Genomic DNA, 23,671 nt, shown 5'->3' with positions numbered 1-23,671 from the left:
AAGGAAAAAGTTTTAGTAATTCGAAACGATGGAAGGGTGGTGGTAGGAATGAGAATGCTTCTGATACACGCCGACTACCTCGAGTACGAGGTCAGGGATAAGGCCTTGAAGAACCCCGAGCCGATAAGCGACGAGCAGAAGAAGGGCAGACTCGACGAAGTTCTGGCGGTTTTCATAAGCGTTGAGAAGGCTGACGAGGCAAACCCCGACGAGGTCGTCGAGAAGGCTATAGCCGAGATAGAGGACGTTGCGAAGCAGGTCAAGGCCGAGAGGATATTCGTTTACCCCTTCGCCCACCTCAGCAGTGAGCTGGCGAAGCCGAGCGTTGCCCTCGAGATACTCAAGAAGATAGAGGAGAAGCTGAAGGAGAAGGGCTACGAGGTCAAGCGCGCTCCCTTCGGCTACTACAAGGCCTTCAAGCTGAGCTGTAAGGGACACCCGCTGGCCGAGCTCAGCAGGACGATAGTCCCTGAGGAGGGCGTTTCAAAGGAGGAGCGCAACATAGCCCTTGAGAAGGAGGAGAAGGAGCTCGTCAGCTACTGGTACATTCTAACGCCGGAGGGAGAGCTCATAGAGGTTGACAAGTTCGACTTCACCGGCCACGAGAACCTGAGGAAGTTCGTCAACTACGAGATAGCCAAGAACAGGATTGCCGACAGGGAACCACCGCACGTCAAGCTCATGCTGGAGCACGAGCTCGTTGACTACGAGCCGGGAAGCGACGGCGGAAACCTCCGCTACTACCCGAAGGGACGCCTTATAAAGGGCCTCCTCGAGCAGTACGTCACCGAGAAGGTCGTCGAGTACGGAGCGATGGAAGTGGAAACCCCGATTATGTACGACTTTGAGCACCCCGCTTTAGAGAAGTACCTCAACCGCTTCCCGGCGAGGCAGTACATCGTCAAGAGCGGCGACAAGAAGTTCTTCCTCCGCTTCGCGGCCTGCTTCGGCCAGTTCCTCATCAAGAAGGACGCGATAATCAGCTACCGCAACCTCCCGCTCAGGATGTACGAGCTCACCCGCTACTCCTTCAGGCGCGAGAAGAGCGGCGAGCTTTCCGGCCTCAGACGCCTCAGGGCCTTCACGATGCCCGATATGCACACCGTGGCGAAAGACCTCAAGCAGGCGATGGACGAGTTCAAGAAGCAGTACAAGCTCAGCATGGAGGTTCTTAAGGGCGTTGGGCTAACTCCAGACGACTACGAGGTTGCCATAAGGTTCACCCGCGACTTCTGGGAGGAGAACAAAGACTTCATCGTCGAGCTGGCCAAGATAATCGGCAAGCCCGTCTTGATAGAGATGTGGGACCAGAGGTTCTTCTACTTCATCCTCAAGTTCGAGTTCAACTTCGTTGACAACCTCGACAAGGCCGCCGCTCTGAGCACCGTCCAGATTGACGTCGAGAACGCCGAGCGCTTCGGCATAACCTACTACGACGAAGAAGGCAAGGAGCGCTACCCGCTCATACTCCACTGCTCCCCGAGCGGAGCCATCGAGCGCGTTATGTACGCCATCCTCGAGAAGCAGGCGAAACTCCAGGCCCAGGGCAAGAAGCCGGCCTTCCCACTCTGGCTCAGTCCGATACAGGTTAGAGTGATTCCGGTCAGCGATGACGTCATGGACTACGCGCTCTACGTGGCAGGAAAGCTCGAAGGGGCCAAGATTCGCGTTGATGTTGACGACACCGGCGACAGGCTCAACAAGAAGATAAGGAAGGCCGAGAAGGAGTGGATACCCTACATCATCGTCGTCGGCAAGAATGAGAAGGAGCAGAACACCGTCACCGTCAGGAGGAGGGAGGACGGCAAGCAGGTCGAGATGCAGTTGGAGGACCTCATCAGGGAAATCAGGCAGAAGACGGAAGGCTTCCCCTACAAGCCGAGGCCCCTACCGCTTCTCCTCAGCAGGAGGCCCAAGTTCAGGGGCTGAAAGCTTTTTCAACATTATCTTTTCTCTTCCCCTGCTTACCTTGAGGGAGTAGACAACAGGCTCGAAGTCCGCGTAAGGCGCCTTCAGGAAGTAGAGGAGCTCCTTGACGTGGTCCTCCATTATCCAGGACTTGGCAAGGAGAACGTAGTCGCTGACGTTGGAGACCCACGCCACAAAGCGCCTTGATACCATGTCGGCGTTGAGGGGCAGTAGGAGCGTTGATTCTGGGAAACGGATGCTCTTGTGTGCTATCGTCTGGTTGAGCAGTTTCAGCGTCTGCTCCTCGCCGAGCATGAGTGAGGCCCCATCGAGGGTGTAAATCATCCGTATGGCCTTTCCAGATTTCAGTTTGTCCCGGAGTGGCCCGCAGTAAATCATGTCCACCTTGGGGTTTATCGTCTCGGGCTCAACTTTATCGAGGTAGAAGACGTTTTCAATCTCGGTTCTCAGCGGGGAGTAGCGGGAGCCAAATATGTCGATTATCGCCATTTTTGAACCTTTGAGGGCATTGTCGGCGTCGAGCCCAACGCTGGCGCACCTGTGGAGCAGACTGCGGAGTGGGACGCTGTAGTTTGATATTACAGTAAAGTAGCCGCTCTCAATGGCCTTTCTCAGAAAGAGGAACAGAATCTGCCATGCGGAGGAGTAGGCGTCGTAGATAACTGCAACGGTAGAGCCCCTCATCCGGGAGGGAGGAAAAACTTCCAGGAGGGTCTCCATTCGTCACCCTCCCGGGGGCGTTCCCGAGAACACCTCGTTCAGGAACTCCCGAGCCTCTTCGCTGAACTGGTCGAGCTTGACCTCCTTGCCGAACTTGTCGTAGACCTTTCCGTCCCTGAAGTTGAGCTCGAATATCTCGTAGTGCTCCTCGCTCTTCTCGTGGAGCTTTATTCCGTGACCCTTCAGGTGGTTCTCAAGGTTCTCGATGTCAACGTACTTGCCGCACTCCTCGCACTTATAGAACTGCCAGAAGATGTAGTCTTGGCCCGCTAAAACGTTGGCCTTTATGTGGTTTATCAGCGCACCGCCGAGGTACTCGTAGACGTCCTCCTGAACGAGCTTGCCGTTGTCGTCAACGACCTTGAAGCCGGCCCAGACTATGTGGTCGTTTATGTCAGCGAGGGTCGCCTTGAGGTAGCGGTAGGTCAGCACGAAGCTCCCGTTCTTGATGTAGAAAACTCCCTTGTCGGGGATGGCCACTATGTGGATTCCCTTAACGTCCTTCCCGGCGAGCGAATCGGCCTCGTCCTTGTTCTTGGCCACATCGATGAAGACCTTGACGTTGCTCTTCTTGTGGATTCCTATTATCGTGCTTCCCTCAATTTCCCAGTGGTAGTCGTCGAGGTAGCGGACCTGCGTGTACACCTTCTTAACGCCGGGACTCAGTTCGCTGTACATGCTCACCACCTGAGAAGGTTCTCGCGGGTGTTAATAAGCTTTAGCGGAAAAGCTTAAAAACTACCGCCCAAAGCGCCTCTGCCTCTTCTGGAACTCGCGGATGATTCTGAGGAAGTCAATCTTCCTGAACTCCGGGAAGTAGACGTCCACGAAGAACAGCTCGCTGTAGGCTATCTGGTAGAGGAGGAAGTTGCTTATCCTTATCTCACCGCCTGTCCTTATCACAATGTCCGGGTCGGGCATGTTGGGATAGTAGAGGTAGCGCTTTATCAGGTCCTCGTCTATCTCTTCCGGTTTGAGCTTTCCAGCCAAAACGTCGCTCACTATCTCCTTCACCGCGTCTGCAATCTCGCTCCTTCCGCCGTAGGCCAGGGCGATGTTGAGGGTGTAGTTGCCGTACTTTCTGGTAACCCTCTCGGCTTCCTCCGCCGCCTTCCTGACGTTCTCTGGGAGCATCTCCTTCCTCCCGATGACGTTGACCCTTATCCCGTACCTGTGAACCCTCTCGTCCTCAACGAGCTCCTTGAACTTCTCCTCGAAGAGGTTCATGAGGGCGTTTACCTCCTCTGGGGAGCGCTTGAAGTTCTCTGTTGAGAAAGCGTAAACGGTCAGCGTCCTTATTCCAAGCTCCCGGCACCACTCGAGGATTTCTTCAAGCTTTCGCGAGCCGAAGAAGTGACCGTACCAGGGGGGCTTCTCAAGCTTCCGGGCCCACCGCCGGTTCCCGTCCATTATGATTGCCACATGCCTTGGAATGTTCCCCGATTTAACCTTCTCCAGGAGATAGCGCTCGTAGAGGTCGTAGGCGGGCTTGAAAATAATGTGGGGGATGTGGGAGAGGAGCCTGTAAATCATGGCCCTCACTCAAGCCTCTTCCTTGATTTGAGGTGCTTCTCGGCGAGCTCCATGTAGATTTCCGCGTTCTTCTTCGTCCACTCGATTTCCTCCTCGGTGAGCTGTCTCACGACCTTGCCCGGGACGCCGAGGACGAGGCTGTAGTCGGGAATCTCCTTGCCCGGCGGGACGAGAGCCCCGGCGCCGATGACGACGTGCTTCCCTATCTTCGCGCCATCGAGGATTACGGAGCCCATGCCGATGATGACGTAGTCGCCTATTTCCGCTCCGTGAACGACGGCATTGTGGCCTATGGTGACGTACTTTCCGATAATCGTTGGCTGGTTGTGGGAGGTGTGTATGCTCACGTTGTCCTGGACGTTTGAGCAACAGCCGATGTAAATCTGCTCGATGTCGCCCCTGAGAACCGCCGAAGGCCAGACGCTCGTCTTCTCCTCCAGAACAACGTCCCCAATGACGGAGGCGCTCTCGTCAACAAAAGCGGTCGGGTGAATCTTAGGCTTCTTTCCGTTGAACTCGTAAATCGCCATTTTTCATCACCGGGTTATAGTCCCGGGGAGAACTTATAAAGATAACCGGCCAACTTAACCGGGGAAAGACCATGAGGTACAGGAGAGGTGCCAGCGCCGAACGGGAGCTGATACGACTCCTTGAGGGGGCGGGGTTTGCGGTCCTCCGCTCGGCGGGGAGCCACAGGGTTGACCTCGTCGCGGGCAACGGAAGGGACTACCTGTGCATCGAGGTCAAGAGCACCCACTCAAAGAGGCTCTACATATCATCTGAGGACGTTGAGAAGCTCGTTTCATTTGCCGAGAGCTTCGGCGGGAAGCCGGTCTTGGCCGTCAAGTTCATAAACGTGGGCTGGCGCTTCTACTTTCCCGGTGAGCTAAGGAAAAGCGGTAAGAACTACCGCGTTGAAGTTAGTGACGCTTTCCACACCCTCGAAGAGCTCGTCGGGAAGCAGAGAACCCTTGATGGGGTGATTGGCGATGAGGTTTAAATTGTGCGCCCTCCTGATTGTCATGCTCCTGCTGGTTCACATACCAGCCGTTTCGTCCGAGGGCTCATCCCTTCTGAGCGTCACGGTTCTCAACGACACCATTCCCGCACTTCCGGGGAGCACCATTGTCGTTCCGTTCTCGATAACCAACCTTGGAAACGAGACGATAAACAACGTTACCGTTTACGTTACCGGGCCTGCTCAGGGCTTTCAGTACAGTGTTAAGGTGATAAGGACCCCCATCGAGCCCGGAAAGAGCGTGAACGACACGATAACGGTCAACGTCCTCAACGTTCCGCCAGGGAAGTACAACCTGACCCTCGTCGCGAGGGCCGGGAACTTCTATTCAACCGCGAAGTTCGTGGTTTCCGTTGGTGTTCTCTCGGACTATTCCCTCTCCGTTGAGGTGGGAGGCAAGTACATATACGGAAACGACGTTGTCATTACCCTGAAGGCAATCTCCAAGTCCAACGGCGTTCTCCTGGGTTCCCTCGGCTATAAAATAGTCAGAGAAGGCGTTATTCTGAAGAGCTACGAGAACTCGACGTACCTGAACCCGGGCGAGGTCTGGGAGAAGGTAATCGTCCTGAAAAAGCCCGACGTTGGCAACTACACAGTGGTGCTCTGGGCGAACTTTGGAGGTAAATACAAGAGGGTCGTGAAGACGTTTGAGGTGTACCAGAGAAAGCTCCAATATGAGGTCTACTTCCGCGACGGTGCTATCTACGTTCGTGTCTTCAACTCCACAGGGGGAGTCCCTGGCATAGCGGTCTCCATAGACAACGTTACCTTCAAGACAGACGTTGACGGTGAGGTTTCCTACCTCGTTAACGAACCCGGCGTTTACAGGGTAACCCTCAACCTCGACGGGAGGATTGTAACGACCTTCGTGGACGTCAAGAAGCTAATCGTCAGCCCGCGCGTCCTCAACGGCTCCATCGTGGTCAGGGTCATGGATTCAACCGGTGTTCCCGTTCCCAACGTGACGGTTGTGGCATCGGGGCCGCTCGGCACGGACTATTCGGTGACCAACTCCTCGGGCATCGCGGTTGTGAACCTTAACAAGACCGGCTACGGAAGCATCGTCATCAAAGCCGAGAGCGACCGCTACCTCCCGGGCGAGGCTGTAGTGACGGTTTCAAAGCCCCCTTCCCCCACAACGTCAAGCTCCAGCCAAACCCAGGCTCCGACTAGCACATCCTTACCCTCGAACACCACCGCCCAGTTCCCTCCCGGGACATCAGAAGCCACACCAAGTGGCTCAACTCACGTAGGACTAATCCTAATCCTCGCCGGGTTAATCCTCGCGGGAACATCCTACCTCGCTTTTGCCGTTCCAGTAATCCACGAGGAAACCCTCGACCGCTACTACTTCCTCAAGGTCCGCGCCCCGAGGCTCCGCCCGCTGAAGAACTACCGCGTTGAGCGTGCAGTTAATGCCGTTGAGGTAAGGACTACAAAGGGCAACGCGAAACTCGAGAACGGAAAACTCGTCTGGGAGCTCGACCTTGAGCCGGGTGAAGAGGCCTATCTCCAGGCCGTTCTCGGCTGACATTTTCTTTCCATTAGTAAACCTTATTAAGCCGACCGAATACATTCAGATGACAGTCTAAAGGAGGCGAAAGCCATGGTGAACCTCGAACTGCTGAAGAAAATCGTCGAGGCCCCGGGCGTTTCTGGATTTGAGTTCCTTGGCATCAGGGACGTCGTTATAGAGGAGCTCAAGCCCTACGTTGACGAGATTAAGGTTGACAAGCTCGGAAACGTCATAGCGCACAAGAAGGGAAGCGGTCCAAAGGTCATGATTGCGGCTCACATGGACAAGATAGGCGTCATGGTCAACCACATAGACAAGGAGGGCTACCTTCACATCGTTCCCGTCGGTGGAGTTGACCCGAGGACGCTCGTTGCCCAGAGGATAAGGTTCTTCACCGAGGAGGGCGAGCGCTACGGAGTCGTTGGCCACATTCCGCCCCACCTCCAGAAGCCCGAGGACAGGAAGAAGGCCGCTGACTGGGATACGATAGTCGTTGACGTCGGCGCCGAGGGCAAGGAGGAAGCCGAGGAAATGGGCTTCCGCGTTGGAACCGTCGGCGAGTTCGCTCCAGCATTCACCCAGCTCAGCGAGAACAGGATTGCGACTCCGTACCTCGATGACAGAGTTTGCCTCTACGCCATGATAGAGGCCGCCAAGGCCCTCGAAAGCCACGAGGCGGACATCTACTTCGTTGCGAGCGTTCAGGAGGAGGTTGGCCTTCGCGGTGCCAGGGTTGCGAGCTACGCGATTGACCCGGAGATAGGCATAGCGATGGACGTCACCTTCGCCAAGCAGGTCGGCGACAAGGGCAAGATTGTGCCCAAGCTCGGTGGCGGACCGGTCATGGACGCCGTTGGCCCGAACATCCACCCCAAGGTTCGCGCCTTCGCCGAGGAGGTCGCCAAGAAGTACGACATACCGCTCCAGGCCGAGGCCAGCCCGAGGCCGACCGGAACCGATGCCAACATAATGCAGATTAACCGCGAGGGCGTCGCGACCGCCGTGCTGAGCATACCGATACGCTACATGCACAGCCAGGTCGAGACCGCGGACATAAGGGACATCGACCTCACCATAAAGCTCGCCAAGCACCTCCTCGAGGAACTTAAGCCGATGGACCTCACTCCGTGATGGAGTTCCGCGATGGAAAGGTTTATTGGCTTTTCTTCCCTTCTTATATCCGGTGACCCGATGATAGCGGTCGTTTCAATTGGCCCCATCGAGCGGTCGCTCGTTGAGGGCGTCGTTGACTTCGTAAGGAATTACTACTCGCGCTTCGGGATTAGTGTCGAGTTCGTTGGTGAGGTTCCGGCCGAGCCCTTCTCGGTTGCCTTCAACGCCAGGAGAAACCAGTACCTCGGGAGGATTTTCCTGCCGACGCTCTCCGCCCTTCGGGAGAAGCTTGGGGCAGTAGCTATTCTCGGCATCACGGAACTCGACCTCTACGAGGAGGGGCTGAACTTCGTATTCGGCCTGGCAAACCCCTCCTTGAGGAGCGCCATCGTCTCGGTTCACAGGCTCAGGAACGAGTTCTACGGCCTCAAACCAGATGACGGGCTCCTCCTTGAGCGGGCCGTCAAGGAGGCGATGCACGAGCTCGGCCACGTTTTCGGTCTCAAGCACTGTCCGAACCCGAGGTGCGTTATGCACTTCTCGAATTCCCTCCTCGATACCGACGCCAAGGGGCCCCTCTACTGCCCGAGGTGCGAAGAGAAGCTTGAGGAAAACCTTAGGAAACTGGGGGTGTTGTCGTGATTGAGGTTGAGGTCAAGGGCTACGCCGACGATAAGGTCTTTGAGCGCGTTAGGGAGAGCTTCCGGCTCATAAGGAAGGAGTACCACGAGGATACCTACTATCAGCACCCGTGCAGGGACTTTTCAAAGACGGACGAGGCCCTGAGGATTCGCGTGAGGCGCTTCAACGGCCACTTCGAGGCCTTCTTGACCTACAAGGGGCCTAAGCTTGACTCTGTCTCGAAGACGAGGGAGGAGATAGAGGTTCCCATCGAGGACCCCGATGCCCACGCGAGGATTCTTGAGGCTCTCGGCTTCCGCGAGGTTCTGACCGTCGAGAAGGTTCGCGAGAAGTACTACGTGGAGAAGGGCATCACCCTGACCCTCGACGAGGTTGAAGGCGTCGGGAAGTTCGTGGAGATTGAGGCTCTGACCGACGACAGGGAGAAGGTCCCCGAACTGGTTGAGAAGCTGAGGGGAATACTCATGGAGCTCGGCGTTACGCGCTTCGAGAGGCGTTCCTACCTCGAGCTACTGCTCGGGAAGGGGGGCTGAATGGGGAAGCTGGATGAACTGTTCGGTGTAATCAAGGGAAAGCGACCGGATACGGAAGTGCTAACCGAGATAGAGGACAGACTGCTCGTTGATGATGTTCCCGGGGCCATAGCTCTCCTAGAAGAGCTCGAGAAGGAGCAGAACGTCGTCATAGCTGTCAGGATGATTCTCCGAAAGATTCTCCGCATGAAGGAATCCGAAGAGACGGAGGTTCGTTTCGTTCCGCTCCTCAAGCAGCTCGTTCCCTACATCAACGGGGTGAAAAATGAGCGCTACCGCGCACTCCTTCTCGGCGAACTGGCGATGGGTTTCTACATAATTGGGGCCGAACTTGAAGGTGATTTCGCCCTTAAAGCCTCGATAAACCTTGCTCTGAATCATCCAGACGTGCTGAGGGACATAATAATGGGCCTCATTAACGCCGGCCTCTTCCCAAAGGCCGGTTACGCAATGAAGTTCGTTAAGGACAAGGAAAAGCTCGACGTTGTTCTCGTTCACCTTGCCGAGGTTCTCTACGAGAGGGGCGAGGCCGAGAAGGCTCTAGCGGTGATAGGTCACATAACGAGCAACTTCCATCGGGCCGTTGCGCTGCTTCACCTGGCCCAGTTTGAGAAGGACAGGGACAGGGAGAAGGCCCTTCAGTTCGTTGACTGGGCAATAAAGCTCGCCGAGAGGATAGAAGACCCCGACGCAAGGTTCGAGCTGATGCTCAAGCTCTACGACCTGAGGCACGAGATAAGCGGCGAGCCCCTCAGTTTCTCCGAGCTACTCGCGAGGGAAACTCCTGAGGAGACAGAGCGGGCGGAAGACCAAGGGCCCTCGACAGGAGGAGGGAGTGAGGAACCTTAACCCCTATCTCGACGAGCTCTTCAACCCGTTCTGCAACCTCTCTGGGGGTTCCCTGGAGGAGTACCCTCCCACCGTTTAAAACCACGAGTCTGTCAGCTTTTCTGAAGAGAAAGCGCGAATCGTGCTCGACCATAACGACCGTTGTTCCTGCCCTGTTGAGCTCCTCAACGACCCTCAGAACCTCCCGCTTCCCCTTTGGGTCGAGCTGGGACGTCGGCTCATCCAGAACAAGGTGGCTCGGCTTCATCGCTATTACGGACGCTATGGCCAGCCTCTGCTTCTCGCCTCCGCTGAGGTTGGGGGGAAACTCGTTTTCGAGGCCCTCGAGACCGACCACCTTAAGGGCCCACTCAACCCTCTCCGCTATCTCCTCCCTTGGAAGGCCGAGGTTTTCAAGGGCGAAGGCAACCTCATCCTCAACGGTCATGTTGAACAGCTGACTCTCCGGGTTCTGGAGGACGAGACCGACGAGCGTTGAAAGCTTTGAAACCGGCGTTTCCGTCGTTTTGAAGGTCTTCCCCGTTCTCGGGTCCCGGACAATGACCTCCCCCGAGAACGCCCCCCCAATCGAGTTGGGAATTATCCCGTTCAGCGTTAGCGTGAGGGTTGACTTACCGCTCCCGCTCGGGCCGAGGATTCCCACGAACTCGCCGTCCCCTATTTTCAGGTTCACATCCATTAGGGCAGGGTTTTTTGAGCGCGGGTACCTGAACGTCACGTCCCTGAGTTCAATCATTTCCTCGCCACCCTTGGGAGCAGGAACGCTATGCTGATTATGAACACCAGGGTCGAGAATATCTCCAGCCTGCCAATCCACATGAGGAGGATGTACAGAATCTTCAGGTCAACCGGCATAGTCGGTGAGGTTATGCCGATGCTCAGCCCGACGTTGCCCTGTGCGGAGGCCACCTCAAATAGTGCGTTCGCGAGGCTTGCCTTGACGCGCAGCATCGTGTAAACGGTGCCGAAGAGCAGGAACGCGAGGTACGTCATCGTGAAGCTCATGACCTCCTGTATGTCCTCCTCGCTGAAGACGTAGTTGCCGACCTTCCTCTTTATGACGGCTCCTCTAGGGAGGATTGCGCTCTCTATGGTCCACTTCAGGCTCTCGTACATCAGGGTAACGCGGATGAGCTTGATTCCACCGGCAGTGCTTCCCGCACCGCCACCGATGACCATAAGAATCGCGATTATGAACTTCGCGACCTCGGGGTAGTTCGAGAGGCTCGTTATCTGGAACCCTGTACAGCTTATAGCCGAGACCGCGTGGAATATCGCCCCCTGAAGGGCCTGACCGACAGGGTCGCCCACCTGATAGAGGCTGTAGGCGATTATCGCGATTGCGGGAATCAGGAATATGAACATGTAGCGGACCTGGATGTCCTCAAAAAAGGGCTTCAGAGACTTGCTCTTGAAGAGCTTGTAGTGAACGGTGAAGTTGACGGCGCCCATTATCATGAGAAAGATAGTGACGGCGTTGATTGCAGGGCTGTGGAAGAAGCCTATGCTCTGGTCGTGGGTGCTCATACCACCTGTTCCAAGGCCCGTCATCGCGTGGGTGAGGGCATCGAACGGGTTCATTCCGTTTATGTAGTACAGGTAAGCGCCGACGAGCGTGAGGGCAAGGTAAATCTCGAAGATGACCTTTGAGGTGTTGACGAGGTTGGGGAGTATCCTCTCGCTCCTCGCCTCGGCCCTGTAGAGCCTCGCCGCCGCGACGCCCGGTCGTATCAGAATCGAGAGGGCCACGAGGACGATTCCGATTCCACCGAGCCACTGCATCCACGCGCGCCAGAAGAGGAGTATCTTCGGGTAGCTGGAGAGGTTACTCATCATGGTAAGTCCCGTTCCCGTCCACGCGCTCATGCTCTCGAAGTAGGAATCCACGAAGCTCATGTTAGCTATCTTCATGAAGGGAACGACGCTCACGAAGGACGCGAAGAGCCACGTGAAAGCGGCCGCAATCATGGCCTGTCTCAGGTTAACGTCCTCGACCTTGCTTGAGTGTCTGCTCAGCCAGGCACCAAAAAGAACGCACGCCATTCCTGGAATGGCGAAGTACGGGACATATTCAATCTGGTCTGGGTAAAACCATACCAGGAGCACCGGGAAGAGGTAGGCGAGACCGACTCCCTGAAGGATTGAGCCTATGAGGTTCTTGACGACGAAGAGGTCAGTCGAGACGTTGATGCGCTTCCTGAATTCGAGCATCGCCTCACCGTCTCGCCTAAGGGTGGCGAGAATAAAAGGTTTTTCGTAAGGTTTAAGGGGAGCCTAACACCACTTGGGTCGGTGGTAGAGGTGGATGAACGGGAAGCGCTGATTAGGGCAGGAGAGATAGCAAGGAAGGTTAAGGAAGAGGTTGTTGACCTAATCAAACCGGGTACGAAGCTCTACGACATAGCGGAGTTCGTTGAGAGGCGCATAGTCGAACTCGGCGGGAAACCAGCTTTTCCCTGCAATCTCTCGCTCAACGAGGTGGCGGCGCACTACACCCCCTACAAAGGAGATGATACCGTCCTCAAGGAAGGTGACTACCTCAAGCTCGACCTCGGCGTTCACGTTGACGGCTACATAGCGGACACCGCGGTGACGTTCCGCGTTGGAATGGAGGAAGACGAGCTCATGGAAGCGGCGAGGGAAGCCCTTGAGAACGCCATAGCAACAGTCAGGGCCGGAGTGATGGTCAGGGACGTCGCGAAGGCCATCGAGGAGACGATACGCGGTAAGGGCTTCAACCCGATAGTTAACCTCAGCGGTCACAAAGTCGAGCGCTACAAGCTTCACGCTGGAGTCAGCATTCCGAACGTTTACAGGCAGGCCGATACCTACGTTCTCCAGGAGGGAGACGTCTTCGCGATAGAGCCCTTCGCGACGACCGGCGCGGGGCAGGTGATAGAGGTCCCGCCGGCGCTGATTTTCATGTACGTCCGCGACAGACCGGTCAGGATGCTCCAGGCGAGAAGGTTGCTCATGCACATCAAGCGCGAGTACAAGACCCTGCCTTTCGCGTACCGCTGGCTCCAGGGCTTTATGCAGGAGGGACAGCTCAAGATGGCACTCGCACAGCTGGACAAGGCCGGTGCGATATACAGCTACCCGATACTGCGCGAGGTCAGGGGCGGTATGGTGGCACAGTTCGAGCACACGGTCATAGTCGAGAAGGACGGGGCTTACATAACGACGTGAGCTCCCTTCTCTTTTGTTTGCTTGAAAATAGCCACGGTATCTCGAGTCCCGCGCTTCTATAGGGGGATGTAAGAGAAGTGTGGGAAGGAACCCCAAACGGGCTCGGCAGTTTGTTTGGCGCCGGGGCAGGGATTTGAACCCTGGTGGGCGGACGCCCACGGGATCTCGAGTCCCGCGCCTTCCCAGGCTAGGCTACCCCGGCGCGGTCTTTGGTTTGCTAACCGGTTTTATAAATCTTTCCGCGAAAACTTTATTAACCTAAGTTAACTAAAATGTCGCCGGTTGCAAAGGTTTAAATCCCAGGAGAACCAATATATAAATTGCAGGAGGTGGCAGAAATGGTCGGAATTCAGGTGCAGGAGGTAATGACGGACAGGTTCCAGAAGATAAACATCGACGCCCCCCTTTCTGAGGCGATAGGAATCTTCGAGAAGGAAGACCCCGACCTCATTCTGGTGTTTGATGGAAACCTGTACAAAGGCGTTCTGACCCAGGACTTGATTATCCGCTCCCACCTCAAGTGGGACCCAACCAAGGCCAAGGTTAGGGACGTTTACAAACCTGCTCCGGTTATAAAGCCTGACGAGGACTTGAGCAAAGCGGCAAAGCTCATGATGGAGGTTGACCTCCGCTCCCTTCCCGTTGGGGAGAGCAAAGCTGAAATCATCGGTGTTATAAACGATATAGCCGTTCTCGATAGGGTCGCCGAGACCGAGTTTGGTAAGAAGACCGTCGAGGAGTTCATGACAAAAGACGTCATAACCCTCAAGCCGGACGACACCGTCGCCAAGGCCCTCGCGACAATGCGCGACCACGCGATATCGAGGATTCCGATAGTTGACGAGGAGGGAAGACTCGAAGGCCTCGTCACGCTCCACGACCTAATCGTTAGGTTCATCAAGCCCCGCTTCAGGGCCAAGGCCGGTGAGCTGGCCGGTGAGAAGATACCACCCTTCAGCATGCCCCTCCGCGATGTGATGATTAGGGGAGTCATAACCATACTCCCGGACGCGAAGGTCAGGGAAGCGGTCGCCACGATGAAGGACAACGATATAGACGGCCTCGTCGTCGTCAACGAGAACAACAAGGTCGTCGGAATACTCACCGTCAAGGACCTGCTCCTGCCCATCTCGAAGATGACGGAGAAGGAGGCAAGGTTCTACCTCCAGCTTGGCGGTGACGCCTCGATACTCAGCGACTTCACGAGGGAAAGGATAATCGAGGACATCAAGCGCTTCGTCGATGGCTACGAAGATTTACTCGGCCAGGAGGGCATAATATACCTCTACATCAGGCGCTTCCCCGAGAAATTCAGGGGAGTTCACCTCTACCAGGCCAGGATGAGGGTCGTCACCGACAGGGGCGTCTTCGTTGCCACCGGCGAAACCTGGGGAGCGATACAGGCGGTTCACGACGCTTTGAGGGCCATCGAGAGGCAGCTCCTCCAGAAGGCAGAATTGGAAAAGGACACGCGCTACGCCAAGAGGTTCCTCGAAAAGCTCGGCCTCAGCTGAGCTCCTCGAACTCCCTTTCTATTATCCTTCTCTGTTTCTCGTTGAGAACCTCCAGGTTTATCACAAGAACGAGTGCTCCTCCCTCTGCAACAACCCTGTCCTTAAGGTTCAGCAGGAACTTGACCGCGTTCTCGAAGCCGTTCTCAAGCATTAAGTACTCGAAGGCCTCGACGTATATCGTTCTGTAACCCTGGGCCAGCGCACGGGCTATTAAATCGGTAAGGATTTCAATTTTCGTTGGGCTTATGGCGTAAACCTGTGGTCTCTCCTCCAGCTTGCCCTCCTTCGCGCGCGTGACCCAGAACACGAGGGTCTCAGGATTCAACGAGTTCTTTAAAGTTCTTAGGTCTTCCCTTGTTAGGACGACGGTTCCGGGCATGGCCCACAGCTTGCCGAGCTTTCTGAAGGCCTCTTCTCTTGAGCGGAAGAGGAAGACTCCTTTCTGGGGGGAAAGTTCTCCGTCCGCTTTGACGGGGGTTACGGGATAGAACACGAACTTCACCGCGCCAATGGCGGCAATCAGGCGGAACATTCCCCCAAGGAAAAACCCTATGGGTGCAAACCAATCTATGAACCTCGTGACGGGGTAGGTTATGTTGAGTGCGCCAAGCAGAATGAGACCCCAGGGGAACATTGCCTCAGGCGTTCCGCGAGAGATAACGTATTTATCCAGAACCCAGCCGAGGTAGACAAGCGACCCTCCGAGAACCAGGGAGGGAAGCACTGCCTCTTGGGTTGGGCTCTTGAAAACATCTGTCGCAAGAAGAAAGAGCCAGATGTACGAGGCAACAGCTAGAATGGAGATGTAAACCGTGTGCCTGAAATCGGTCTTCCCGTACTTCAGATGGAACGCCCCCCAGATTATCAGAATTCCAAAGAAGAAGTTTGGAATCTTGGCGGCTATAACGTAAGCCTGGGGATTTATGTGGACACCCAAGGGGGCCAGAATGTAATCTTCGATTCCAATTGCGTCTATGAAGAACGCGGTGCTAATTAAAACCCACCCCTTATCCCTAGTTTCATAGGCTTTGTAAGCAACGGCAACGAAAAGTACCCACCTTGAAATAAAGTTGAGGTAGGGTATGAGGTTGCTTCCAGGGATGCTCATTTCTCCATCACCAACTTCTCCTGCCTCACTACCACGAGGCTGTTTGGCGGGACGTTGCGGTCAACGATAACGCCCGGCCCTATAAAAGAGTTGCTCCCAATCTTCCTGCCCGGATAGATGCTGACGTTGATACCAACCTTTACGTTGTGCCCGATTATTGCCCCGAGCTTGTGCCTGCCGCTGTCCTCGAGCTTCCCCTTGATTTCAACCTTGACGTTGCCCCTGTCGTGCCTCAGGTTTGCCGTTATCGTCCCCGCGCCGAGGTTCGTGTTTTCTCCTATTATCGAGTCGCCGACGTAGTTGAGGTGAGGCGCGTTGCTGTTGTCCATTATGATGGAGTTCTTGACTTCAACCGCGTTGCCGATGTGGCAGTTGTCGCCTATGCTCGTGTACGGCCTTATGAAGCAGTTCGGCCCTATCCGGGAGTTCCTGCCAATCTTCACGGGCCCGATTATGTAGGCCCCACTCCTGACGATGGTTCCCTCGCCGATTTCAACGGGGGGAACTATCACCGCCCCTTCCTCGACCGTTCCTCTAATCTCGTGCCTGAGCCTGTTCTTGAGCAGGTATTCGTTGAGCTCGAGTAAATTCCACGGCCTTCCGACGTCGTTCCAGTAGCCGTCGTAGGGAACCGCCACAACCTTAAGCCCGGCGTCAATCATGAGGTTAATCGTGTCGGTTATCTCGTACTCCCCGCGCTCACTCAGGCCGGTCTTCTCTATGAATTCGAAGACGCTCGAACGGAAGGCGTAGATGCCAAGGTTGGCGTAACCCTCTATTTTGCCGGGCTTCTCGGCTATGCGCGTTACCCTTGAGCCTTCAACCTCGACCTTGCCGAAGTGACTCAAATCCTCGAAGTGCTTGACGACGATGGCGACGTCCGCTTTCTCCCTCCTGAAGGCCGAGACGAGGTCTCTAACCGCCTCCTCCTCGAAGTAGATGTCGCCGTTTGCAACTATGAACTCGTCCTCCACGCTCTCCCGGGCGCTCTCTATGGCCTTCGCCGTTCCCTCTCCGGGCAACTGCTCCACGTAGGTTATCGGCTTGCCCCCGAACTCGTCTCCAAGGGTCTTCTTTATCCACTCGCTCCGATACCTAACCACAATCACGAACTCGTCAACGAACGGGTACAGGTTCTCGAGGACGTACTCGATTATCGGCCGGTTGGCGACCTTGAGAACCACCTTCGGCCTGTCGTCCGTGAGGGGGCGGAGCCTTTCACCCTTTCCAGCTGCGAGGATTACACCCTTCACATTATCACCTCCAGAGCGTAGACAACGACGGCAACCAAACCGAAGAGGATTAGGAAGTATCTTCCGTTTTTCTCGGCCATGCGCTCAAGGAGGGGCATCAGCAACAGGCTCCCGAAGAAGGCAGAGGCAAAGGCAGTGAAGGGAACCCACGCCGGGTCGCTCGACTGCCAGCTCCCGAGCTGGACGAGACGAAGGATTAGGTAGGCCGGCGCCACCATGAAACCCCACTGAAGGGCTTTCTTGGCGCTGTGGCCGGGTAGGAGGAGCCCGAGGGTGACTGTGCCCGTTCTCGTGAGGGGGCCGAGCAGGGCAAAACCCTGAAGGATTCCGGCGGAGATGGAGTCGAGTATGCTCGGCTGTTCCGGGAGCTTTCTGTCAAGCTCTTTGAGCGGGTTCTTCGCCGGGTTGAGGGCCGCGAGGAGAACTATTGTCACTCCCACGAGGGTGTTAGCTACCGTGGAGACCTCGGCCGAAACCCTGCATGAAAAGCTCGAGACTGGGAGCCCTATCAGAACCGTGAAGAGGGTCGCAAAGAAGAGGTACTTAAGCTCGGCCTCGTAGATGCCCTTCATCGCTTCAAGAAGGAGCCTCGAAAACCTCTCCCTGAAGCGGAACAGAACGGCGAACGTTACACCGAGGTAGGCCGGAACGAGGAAGGAGGAATAGCCCTCGACCAGCGAGGAGACCCAGTTCGCCTCGGGGCTGAGAGGAAGCCACGACGTCAGCGCAACGATGAGCCCCGAGAGGAGCGCTTCTATAGGCGTGCCCATATCTACCACAGCTTGATTTAAAACGGGGAGAACATAAACTTTTCGTGGTGGTGGAAATGAAGGTTACCATCATCTACGAAAACCATTCCGGCTTCAGAAAGGGCCTCCTTGGCGGGCACGGCTTCTCGGCCCTCGTGGAGCGTGGGGGCGTCAGGGTACTCGTCGATACCGGAACGGACGGTAGAGTCCTTCTCAACAACATGGAAGCTCTGGAAATCGAGCCGGACTCGATAGATTACCTCTTCATCACCCACGGCCACTACGACCACACCGGGGGCTTGAAGGCCCTCCTGGAGGCACGCTCGAAGCCGCTGAAGGTAATCGCCCACCCCGGAATCTTCCAGAGGAGGATTGCCCTGAAGCCGAGGAGGAGGGAGATAGGGATTCCCTTCACGCGGGAGGAGCTTGAGGGGCTCGGCGCCGAGTTCGTTCTGAAGGAAAAGCCCTTTGAGTTCGCCGAGGGCTTCATGAGCTCCGGCGAGATTGAAAGACTGACCTGGGACAGGGCCGTCGGCTACTTCCCAGATGGAACGAAGGACCCTGTGAAAGACGATATGGCGCTCATCCTCGACCTCGGCGATTCAACGGCCGTAATCACCGGTTGCGGGCATTCGGGGGTTATCAACATCGTCAGGCACGCCGAGAAGGTCAGCGGAAAGCCAGTGAAGGCCCTAATCGGCGGACTGCACCTGATTGGCGCGAAGGAGGAACTGCTTGAAGACGTCCTCAAAAACGTCAAAGCTAAGCTCTACGCGGGCCACTGCACGGGGCTTGAGAGCTTCGCCTACCTCCGCTGTCGGCTTGGAAAGCTGGTCGAGCCCCTGCACGTGGGCAAGGTCATCGAGCTTTAGCGATACGTTTTTATATTTTCGCACCATTTTGGTTTTTAGAACACACCGAGGGAGGGTGGAAATATGGGACTTGGAGCGATAGTTGACAAACTTAATAGGTACGAAGGCCTCTTCGAAAAACTCGGCCTTCTCCTTGTCGCGGTGTTCTTCCTGATGGTGATAGCAGGCTTCACCGATTCGTCGCACGTCGGGAAGCTGATGAGCCTCGTGTTGCTGTTCCTCGTTGCCCTTGCGTCGCTGATTGGGGTAATCATCTACCGCTCGCTCGATTGAATACCTTTTTAAGGCCCCTCCCCAACCTTTTCTCCGCGAGATTGAGGGAGGGGTGAGAATGAAGAATCCGTTTGAGAAGATGCCGACGGTTCTTACCGCTGACGAGCTCATCGACAAGGCCTTCAGGAGGGCCGAGAGAGCTGCATCTGCCTACAACCCGCCCGGCGGGAAGGTCGCGAAGGCGAGGCAGAGGGAAGAGCTCAGAGTTAGAACCGTCTCGAACGTAGTTCGCGACAACCTCAGGAAGATACTCGACAGAACGCCCGGTGTCTCGACGCTCCCGAAGTTCTATCAGGAGTTGGTTGACACGCTCGTCGATAGGGACCAGTTTCACAAATCCCTCGCGAGGGTCAACTGGGCGATAAAGACCATCAGGAACCTCGAACAGCGCCACGTCGAGAAGATACGCTATGAGCGCGACCCGAAGGAAATAGCCAAGCTCCGGAGGGCCTTCTACGGCCGAGTTGCGGACATACTCCACGAGATTGACGACGATTTGCGCTATCTAAATCAGGCCAGAAACGTTCTCAAGGAGTTACCAGTCGTCGATTTGGAGCTCCCGACGGTGGTTATAGCGGGCCACCCGAACGTCGGCAAGAGCACTCTCCTTCGTGCCCTGACCAACGCGAAGCCAGAGGTTGCGAGCTATCCGTTCACGACGAAGGGCATAAACGTCGGCCAGTTCGAGGAGCACTACCTCCGCTACCAGGTCATAGACACGCCCGGTCTGCTCGACAGACCTCTCAGCGAGAGGAACGAGGTTGAGAAGCAGGCGATACTCGCTTTGAAGCACCTCGGAGACGTCATCGTCTACATCTTCGACCCGAGCGAGTACTGCGGCTTCCCAATCGAAGAGCAGATGCATCTCTTCGAGGAGATACTGAACGAGTTCGGCGAGTTCCCGTTCATAGTGGCGATAAACAAGGTGGACATCGCGGACGAGGAGAAGACAAAAGCCGTCGAGGAGTTCGTTAGGGCCAGGGGACTTGAGCCCATTAAGATTTCTGCCCTAACGGGTGAGGGCCTTGAGGAGCTCAAGAAGAGGGTAATAGCTGTCGTCGAGCCGAAGGCGAGGGAGCTGGCGAAGAAGATTATGGAAAAAGAGCTCTCGAAGTTCAGGGAAGGATAAGGTAGTGCGGAACTTTTATATTTTGTAATACCAATTTCTCTTTTGGTGAACTACATGGGCTCCACGGTGATGAGCATAAGGATTCCGCAGGAACTCAGGCGGGAGATGAAGAAGTACGACATCAACTGGAGCGAGGAGATAAGGGAGTTCATTCGGAAGAGGATTGAGGAGGAAGAGAAAAAACGGGCCCTTCAGGAGGTCATAGAACTAGTCGAGTCACTTCCCGGAGTCCCCGAAGGGACTGCAAAACGGCTCGTGAGGGAGGACCGTGAGGGTCATTGATACCTCGGCCCTCTGCAAGTTTCTGCTGAAGGAGAGCGGGTGGGAAAAGGTCATACCCCACCTTCAGCCCGAGAACGATGCCCGAACTGTTGAGATGCTCATCACCGAGTGCGCCAACGTCATCTGGAAGAACGTTAGGATACACAAAACTCTCCAGAGGGAGGAAGGAGAGAGGCTCCTCGATGCCCTTTGGCTTCTCGTTGATAAGGGAGTCATAACAGTTGAGGAGAACCGAAAATACCTTCGGGAAGCCTTTGAACTGAGTGTTGAGCACTGCATAGCGGTCTACGATGCCCTCTTCATAGCGCAGGCCAAGGAACTCAACGCAACCCTCGTTACCTGCGACGAGAAGCAGGGGCGGATAGCCGAGAAGCTTGGAGTTAGTACAGTAGTTATTTGAGCTCAAACCAAACAGACCAGAACAAGACCAAAGGCAAATTAGAAAAGGGTTCAGGCCTCCTCCTTGAGGAGAACCGCGTTAACAACTCCGTCCTGGCCGGGCCTGCTGGTGACGACGGCCTTGCCAATCTCGGTCTGGATGATGGCGCCCTTGGTGATGATGTTTCTCCTCGCGTACTGCCTGTTGGCCGGGTTCTCGATGACGTTGAGTATCTTGACCTTCTTGCCCTTACCACCGTCAAAGACGTTCGCGTAGAGGGCCTCGACGAGGCGAACCTTCCTGTTACCGCCGTAGGTCCTGATTATCTTCCTCCTCTCCCTGTCCTCGGCGACTCTGGTGTTAGCCGGCTCTCTTCCGAGCTCCCTCTTCCTCTTCTTCCTCGCGAGGACAATCCTTCCACCTGAGGGCTTTTTAAGTGACCTTCCCTGCCAGATAGCCATTTATCTCACCTCGATTAGCCTGATGAACCCATCGCCACTTTCGGGGGTTCGTTTATAAGCTTTTCTTAGGGACAACGCTTTTAAACGCTTCCGTCGTTACTAACATCGGTGGTGTATATGGGAGCGCTGGATGCCTTTTCAAAGGCCTTCTCCCTCGTCGCGGAGAACAAGAGGGCCTACCTCCTCGTCCTCGTGGCGTTACTGCTCCTGTCAGTTCTGAGTTTCTCTCAGTTCACTCACTCGAATGAGGCAATTGTTAGAGAGAAAGCCTACTCAAACGTTCTCTTCGAGGAGTATGGAACGACCTCTGCCTCTCCCGATGCCCTGATTCATGAGCTTGAAGCTTCCCTCTTGGAGCTGTTCATCACTGTAATTGTGCTCTCCCTCGTTGAGTACAGCGTTGTTAAGGCTTACTTCCTCTCGCTTGAGGACGAAGATTATTCCCTTCTCGAACTTCTCACAGAAGCCGTTCCAAGGATTCCGGCGGTGATACTGGTCAACATCCTCGCGTACATAACGGCTCTCCTTGTTGCGGCCATACCCCTTGTACTCCTCCTCGTAGGTGCGGCCACTTTGAATCTTCCCATCGCGTTCTTTGGTCTGTTGCTGTTCTTTGCAATTCTCCCGGTAATTCTGACGTTCTTTGTCCTCGTTGTTCCCGCGTACGTTGAGAGCGAGGGCATTGGGGCGTTTGTTGAGGCTTTTGGGCTTACCTTTAAGAACCTTCTCAGCAGTTTCGGTTACGGTGTTCTTTCGTTCATTCTCGCCTTTGGACTCGCCCTCCTGATGGCGCCGCTCCTCATCCCCTTCATGCTCTCCAACGCTAATCCGCTTGTGATTGCTGTTGTCGAGGCCCCTTTCAAAGCCCTTTTCGTGTGCTTCCTCTGGGTAGGAGGGGTTCTCCTCTACAGGGACTTCAAGGGGATTAAGGGAAGAAAAGAGGAGTTCCTTTACTGATACCTCTTCTTTTTCGCGGCCTCGACTAGCCCCTTGAAGACCGGCGCCGGGTTCATTGGCCTCGACTTGAACTCGGGGTGGAACTGGGTCGCTATGAAGTAGCTGTGCTCTGGCAACTCAAGTATCTCCATTCTCCTCTCGTCGTCGCCCGCGATTCCGCTGAAAACGAGGCCAGCTTCCTCGAACTTCTCAATGTAATCTGGGTTTACCTCCCAGCGGTGCCTGTGCCTCTCGTAGACTATCTCCCTGCCGTAGAGCCTCTTCGCGAGGGTGTTTGGCTTTATGTGGACCGGGTAAGCGCCGAGCCTCATTGTTCCGCCGAGCCTGTCGAGGTCCCTCTGCTCCGGCATCAGGTCAACGACCGGATAAGGCGTCTGCGGGTCAATCTCCGTCGAGTGCGCCCCCTTGAGCCCGAGGACGTTCCTCGCGAACTCAACGACCGTCAGCTGGAAGCCGAAGCAGATTCCGAGGAAAGGAATATCGTTCTCCCTCGCGTAGCGTATCGCCATCATCTTGCCCTCGCTTCCGCGCGCTCCGAAGCCTCCGGGAACGATTATGCCGTCAACGCCCTCGAGGAGCTTAACGCCCTCCCTCTCGACGTCCTCGGCCTCAATCCATCTGATTTTGACCTTGACGTCGTTGGCGACGCTCGAGTGCTTCAGGGCTTCCTTAATGCTGAGGTAGGAATCCGCCAGCTTGACGTACTTCCCAACGATTGCAATCTCGACTTCCTTATCAAGCGCCTTATACTTCTCCACCATCTCGCGCCACTCATCAAGGCTGGGCTCCCTCTCGGGAAGGCCGAGCCTCCTCACGAGGTACCTCGCAAGTCCCTCCTTCTCGAGCATTAAAGGCACTTCGTAGGTGTCCTCGACGTCGTAGGCACTGATTACCGCCTCCTCGGGAACGTTGGTGAAGAGGCTTATCTTCCTCCTCGCGCTTTCCTCAAGGGGCTCCTCGGAGCGAGCCACTATCGCGTCGGGCTGAATTCCAAGAGAGCGCAGTTCCTTGACGCTGTGCTGGGTGGGCTTTGTCTTCTGCTCGCCGACGACCTTGAGCTTGGGCACGTAGGTGACGTGGACGAAGGCGACGTTCTCTCTTCCTTCCTCGAGTTGCATCTGTCTCGCGGCTTCGAGGAAGGGCATTCCCTCAATGTCTCCAACCGTTCCGCCGATTTCAACGATAACGACGTCGTAGTCCCTCGCGATTCTCCTTATGCGCTCCTTTATCTCGTTGGTGATGTGCGGAATCACCTGAACCGTCGCGCCGAGGTATTCGCCCTTCCGCTCCTTCTCGATGACGGCTGAGTAGACTTTTCCAGTGGTTATGTTGTGGTCGAAGCTCAGGCTCGTGTCGAGAAAGCGCTCGTAGTTTCCGAGGTCGAGGTCAACCTCACCGCCGTCGTCGAGGACGAAGACCTCGCCGTGCTGGTAGGGGTTCATGGTTCCGGCGTCGTAGTTGAGGTAGGGGTCAATCTTGATGTTCGTCGTTCTAAAGCCCCTTGCCTTCATGAGCATGCCAAGAGAAGCGCTGGTGATTCCTTTCCCGAGACCGCTAACGACACCACCCGTAACAAAGATGAACTTCGTCATGGCAAAACCTCCAGAGGTTATGTGGGGCTTTGATGGAAGGGTGTTTAAAAAATTAAC

General features: G+C 55.7%; 26 protein-coding genes and 1 tRNA gene. 15 read left to right on the top strand and 12 right to left on the bottom strand.

Annotated elements, in window-relative coordinates; translation table 11 throughout:
• The first annotated feature begins 48 nt into the window (after window positions 1-48).
• Window positions 49-1,929, top strand: coding sequence for a threonine--tRNA ligase (locus E3E30_RS04360; protein ID WP_167728946.1), 1,881 nt, complete (start codon window positions 49-51; stop codon window positions 1,927-1,929).
• Here the strand turns inward: E3E30_RS04360 and E3E30_RS04355 are convergent.
• The 4 genes from E3E30_RS04355 to E3E30_RS04340 are packed head-to-tail and all read right to left on the bottom strand — an operon-like array spanning window position 1,888 to window position 4,712.
• Window positions 1,888-2,649 (bottom strand): hypothetical protein, encoded by a 762-nt coding sequence (locus E3E30_RS04355; protein WP_042689268.1) that lies wholly within the window; start codon window positions 2,647-2,649, stop codon window positions 1,888-1,890. The two genes, E3E30_RS04360 and E3E30_RS04355, sit on opposite strands and share 42 nt — an antisense overlap.
• A gap of 3 nt (window positions 2,650-2,652) precedes the next feature.
• Window positions 2,653-3,327, bottom strand: a complete 675-nt coding sequence (locus E3E30_RS04350; protein WP_042689270.1) for a TBP-interacting protein — start codon at window positions 3,325-3,327, stop codon at window positions 2,653-2,655.
• A 60-nt stretch (window positions 3,328-3,387) separates the two neighbouring features.
• On the bottom strand, window positions 3,388-4,182 hold the full coding sequence (gene uppS / locus E3E30_RS04345) for a polyprenyl diphosphate synthase (protein ID WP_167728945.1): 795 nt from the start codon (window positions 4,180-4,182) through the stop codon (window positions 3,388-3,390).
• Between the two features lie 5 nt (window positions 4,183-4,187).
• Entirely contained in the window at window positions 4,188-4,712 is a 525-nt protein-coding gene (locus tag E3E30_RS04340) for a gamma carbonic anhydrase family protein (RefSeq protein WP_042689275.1), read from the bottom strand.
• 71 nt (window positions 4,713-4,783) lie between these two features.
• On the opposite strand from E3E30_RS04340, the gene hjc reads away from it, so the two are divergent.
• From hjc to E3E30_RS04310, 6 genes are all read left to right on the top strand, one after another.
• Window positions 4,784-5,182: a Holliday junction resolvase Hjc gene (hjc, locus tag E3E30_RS04335; RefSeq protein ID WP_167728557.1), complete on the top strand. Its 399-nt coding sequence runs from the start codon at window positions 4,784-4,786 to the stop codon at window positions 5,180-5,182.
• Window positions 5,172-6,734: a hypothetical protein gene (locus E3E30_RS04330; protein ID WP_167728556.1), complete on the top strand. Its 1,563-nt coding sequence runs from the start codon at window positions 5,172-5,174 to the stop codon at window positions 6,732-6,734. Before hjc ends, E3E30_RS04330 begins: the two co-directional genes overlap by 11 nt.
• Before the next feature lie 75 nt (window positions 6,735-6,809).
• Complete coding sequence (locus E3E30_RS04325; RefSeq protein WP_167728555.1) at window positions 6,810-7,850, top strand: lysyl aminopeptidase; 1,041 nt, start codon at window positions 6,810-6,812, stop codon at window positions 7,848-7,850.
• Window positions 7,851-7,910: 60 nt separating this feature from the next.
• Window positions 7,911-8,474: an archaemetzincin family Zn-dependent metalloprotease gene (locus E3E30_RS04320; RefSeq protein WP_167728554.1), complete on the top strand. Its 564-nt coding sequence runs from the start codon at window positions 7,911-7,913 to the stop codon at window positions 8,472-8,474.
• Entirely contained in the window at window positions 8,471-9,007 is a 537-nt protein-coding gene (gene cyaB / locus E3E30_RS04315; protein ID WP_167728553.1) for a class IV adenylate cyclase, read from the top strand. Before E3E30_RS04320 ends, cyaB begins: the two co-directional genes overlap by 4 nt.
• Complete coding sequence (locus E3E30_RS04310) at window positions 9,008-9,856, top strand: hypothetical protein (protein ID WP_167728552.1); 849 nt, start codon at window positions 9,008-9,010, stop codon at window positions 9,854-9,856.
• Here the strand turns inward: E3E30_RS04310 and E3E30_RS04305 are convergent.
• Together E3E30_RS04305 and E3E30_RS04300 are read right to left on the bottom strand one after the other, a co-directional pair.
• A complete protein-coding gene (locus E3E30_RS04305) occupies window positions 9,759-10,592 on the bottom strand; it encodes an ATP-binding cassette domain-containing protein (RefSeq protein WP_167728551.1) in 834 nt (277 codons plus the stop codon). The two genes, E3E30_RS04310 and E3E30_RS04305, sit on opposite strands and share 98 nt — an antisense overlap.
• Window positions 10,589-12,067, bottom strand: coding sequence for a TrkH family potassium uptake protein (locus E3E30_RS04300; RefSeq protein WP_167728550.1), 1,479 nt, complete (start codon window positions 12,065-12,067; stop codon window positions 10,589-10,591). Before E3E30_RS04300 ends, E3E30_RS04305 begins: the two co-directional genes overlap by 4 nt.
• Before the next feature lie 90 nt (window positions 12,068-12,157).
• Between E3E30_RS04300 and map the strand changes: the two genes are divergently transcribed.
• On the top strand, window positions 12,158-13,045 hold the full coding sequence (gene map, locus E3E30_RS04295) for a type II methionyl aminopeptidase (protein ID WP_167728944.1): 888 nt from the start codon (window positions 12,158-12,160) through the stop codon (window positions 13,043-13,045).
• Between the two features lie 115 nt (window positions 13,046-13,160).
• Here the strand turns inward: map and E3E30_RS04290 are convergent.
• Window positions 13,161-13,247: transfer RNA gene (locus E3E30_RS04290), tRNA-Ser, on the bottom strand.
• Between the two features lie 136 nt (window positions 13,248-13,383).
• Here E3E30_RS04290 and E3E30_RS04285 point away from each other — a divergent pair.
• Window positions 13,384-14,559 (top strand): CBS domain-containing protein, encoded by a 1,176-nt coding sequence (locus E3E30_RS04285; RefSeq protein ID WP_167728549.1) that lies wholly within the window; start codon window positions 13,384-13,386, stop codon window positions 14,557-14,559.
• On the opposite strand, the gene E3E30_RS04280 is transcribed toward E3E30_RS04285, so the two are convergent.
• The 3 genes from E3E30_RS04280 to E3E30_RS04270 are packed head-to-tail and all read right to left on the bottom strand — an operon-like array spanning window position 14,552 to window position 17,690.
• Window positions 14,552-15,667 carry a DUF835 domain-containing protein gene (locus E3E30_RS04280; RefSeq protein WP_042689293.1) on the bottom strand — a complete coding sequence of 372 codons (1,116 nt, stop codon included), beginning with the start codon at window positions 15,665-15,667 and terminating at the stop codon, window positions 14,552-14,554. The two genes, E3E30_RS04285 and E3E30_RS04280, sit on opposite strands and share 8 nt — an antisense overlap.
• Entirely contained in the window at window positions 15,664-16,920 is a 1,257-nt protein-coding gene (gene glmU / locus E3E30_RS04275; RefSeq protein WP_167728548.1) for a bifunctional sugar-1-phosphate nucleotidylyltransferase/acetyltransferase, read from the bottom strand. The genes E3E30_RS04280 and glmU overlap by 4 nt, the downstream gene beginning before the upstream one ends.
• A complete protein-coding gene (locus E3E30_RS04270) occupies window positions 16,917-17,690 on the bottom strand; it encodes an undecaprenyl-diphosphate phosphatase (protein ID WP_240922589.1) in 774 nt (257 codons plus the stop codon). The genes glmU and E3E30_RS04270 overlap by 4 nt, the downstream gene beginning before the upstream one ends.
• 56 nt (window positions 17,691-17,746) lie before the next feature.
• On the opposite strand from E3E30_RS04270, the gene E3E30_RS04265 reads away from it, so the two are divergent.
• The 5 genes from E3E30_RS04265 (at window position 17,747) to E3E30_RS04245 (ending at window position 20,625) form a co-directional block, all read left to right on the top strand.
• A complete protein-coding gene (locus tag E3E30_RS04265; RefSeq protein WP_167728943.1) occupies window positions 17,747-18,541 on the top strand; it encodes an MBL fold metallo-hydrolase in 795 nt (264 codons plus the stop codon).
• 63 nt (window positions 18,542-18,604) lie between these two features.
• Window positions 18,605-18,814: a hypothetical protein gene (locus E3E30_RS04260; RefSeq protein WP_099210379.1), complete on the top strand. Its 210-nt coding sequence runs from the start codon at window positions 18,605-18,607 to the stop codon at window positions 18,812-18,814.
• Between the two features lie 58 nt (window positions 18,815-18,872).
• Window positions 18,873-19,943, top strand: coding sequence for an NOG1 family protein (locus tag E3E30_RS04255; RefSeq protein ID WP_167728546.1), 1,071 nt, complete (start codon window positions 18,873-18,875; stop codon window positions 19,941-19,943).
• 54 nt (window positions 19,944-19,997) lie between these two features.
• Entirely contained in the window at window positions 19,998-20,225 is a 228-nt protein-coding gene (locus E3E30_RS04250; protein ID WP_167728942.1) for a hypothetical protein, read from the top strand.
• A complete protein-coding gene (locus E3E30_RS04245) occupies window positions 20,212-20,625 on the top strand; it encodes a type II toxin-antitoxin system VapC family toxin (protein WP_167728545.1) in 414 nt (137 codons plus the stop codon). The genes E3E30_RS04250 and E3E30_RS04245 overlap by 14 nt, the downstream gene beginning before the upstream one ends.
• A gap of 50 nt (window positions 20,626-20,675) precedes the next feature.
• Here E3E30_RS04245 and E3E30_RS04240 read toward each other — a convergent pair whose 3' ends face one another.
• Window positions 20,676-21,065, bottom strand: coding sequence for a 30S ribosomal protein S8e (locus E3E30_RS04240; protein WP_042689306.1), 390 nt, complete (start codon window positions 21,063-21,065; stop codon window positions 20,676-20,678).
• Between the two features lie 108 nt (window positions 21,066-21,173).
• Here E3E30_RS04240 and E3E30_RS04235 point away from each other — a divergent pair, with 108 nt between their 5' ends.
• On the top strand, window positions 21,174-22,022 hold the full coding sequence (locus E3E30_RS04235; RefSeq protein ID WP_167728544.1) for a hypothetical protein: 849 nt from the start codon (window positions 21,174-21,176) through the stop codon (window positions 22,020-22,022).
• Here the strand turns inward: E3E30_RS04235 and pyrG are convergent.
• Window positions 22,016-23,614 carry a CTP synthase (glutamine hydrolyzing) gene (gene pyrG, locus E3E30_RS04230; protein ID WP_167728543.1) on the bottom strand — a complete coding sequence of 533 codons (1,599 nt, stop codon included), beginning with the start codon at window positions 23,612-23,614 and terminating at the stop codon, window positions 22,016-22,018. The genes E3E30_RS04235 and pyrG overlap by 7 nt on opposite strands.
• Window positions 23,615-23,671 lie beyond the last annotated feature (57 nt).

The organism is Thermococcus sp. 9N3 (assembly GCF_012027685.1).
Lineage (GTDB): Archaea > Methanobacteriota_B > Thermococci > Thermococcales > Thermococcaceae > Thermococcus > Thermococcus nautili.
This window is presented reverse-complemented; position numbering and strand designations above follow the sequence as displayed.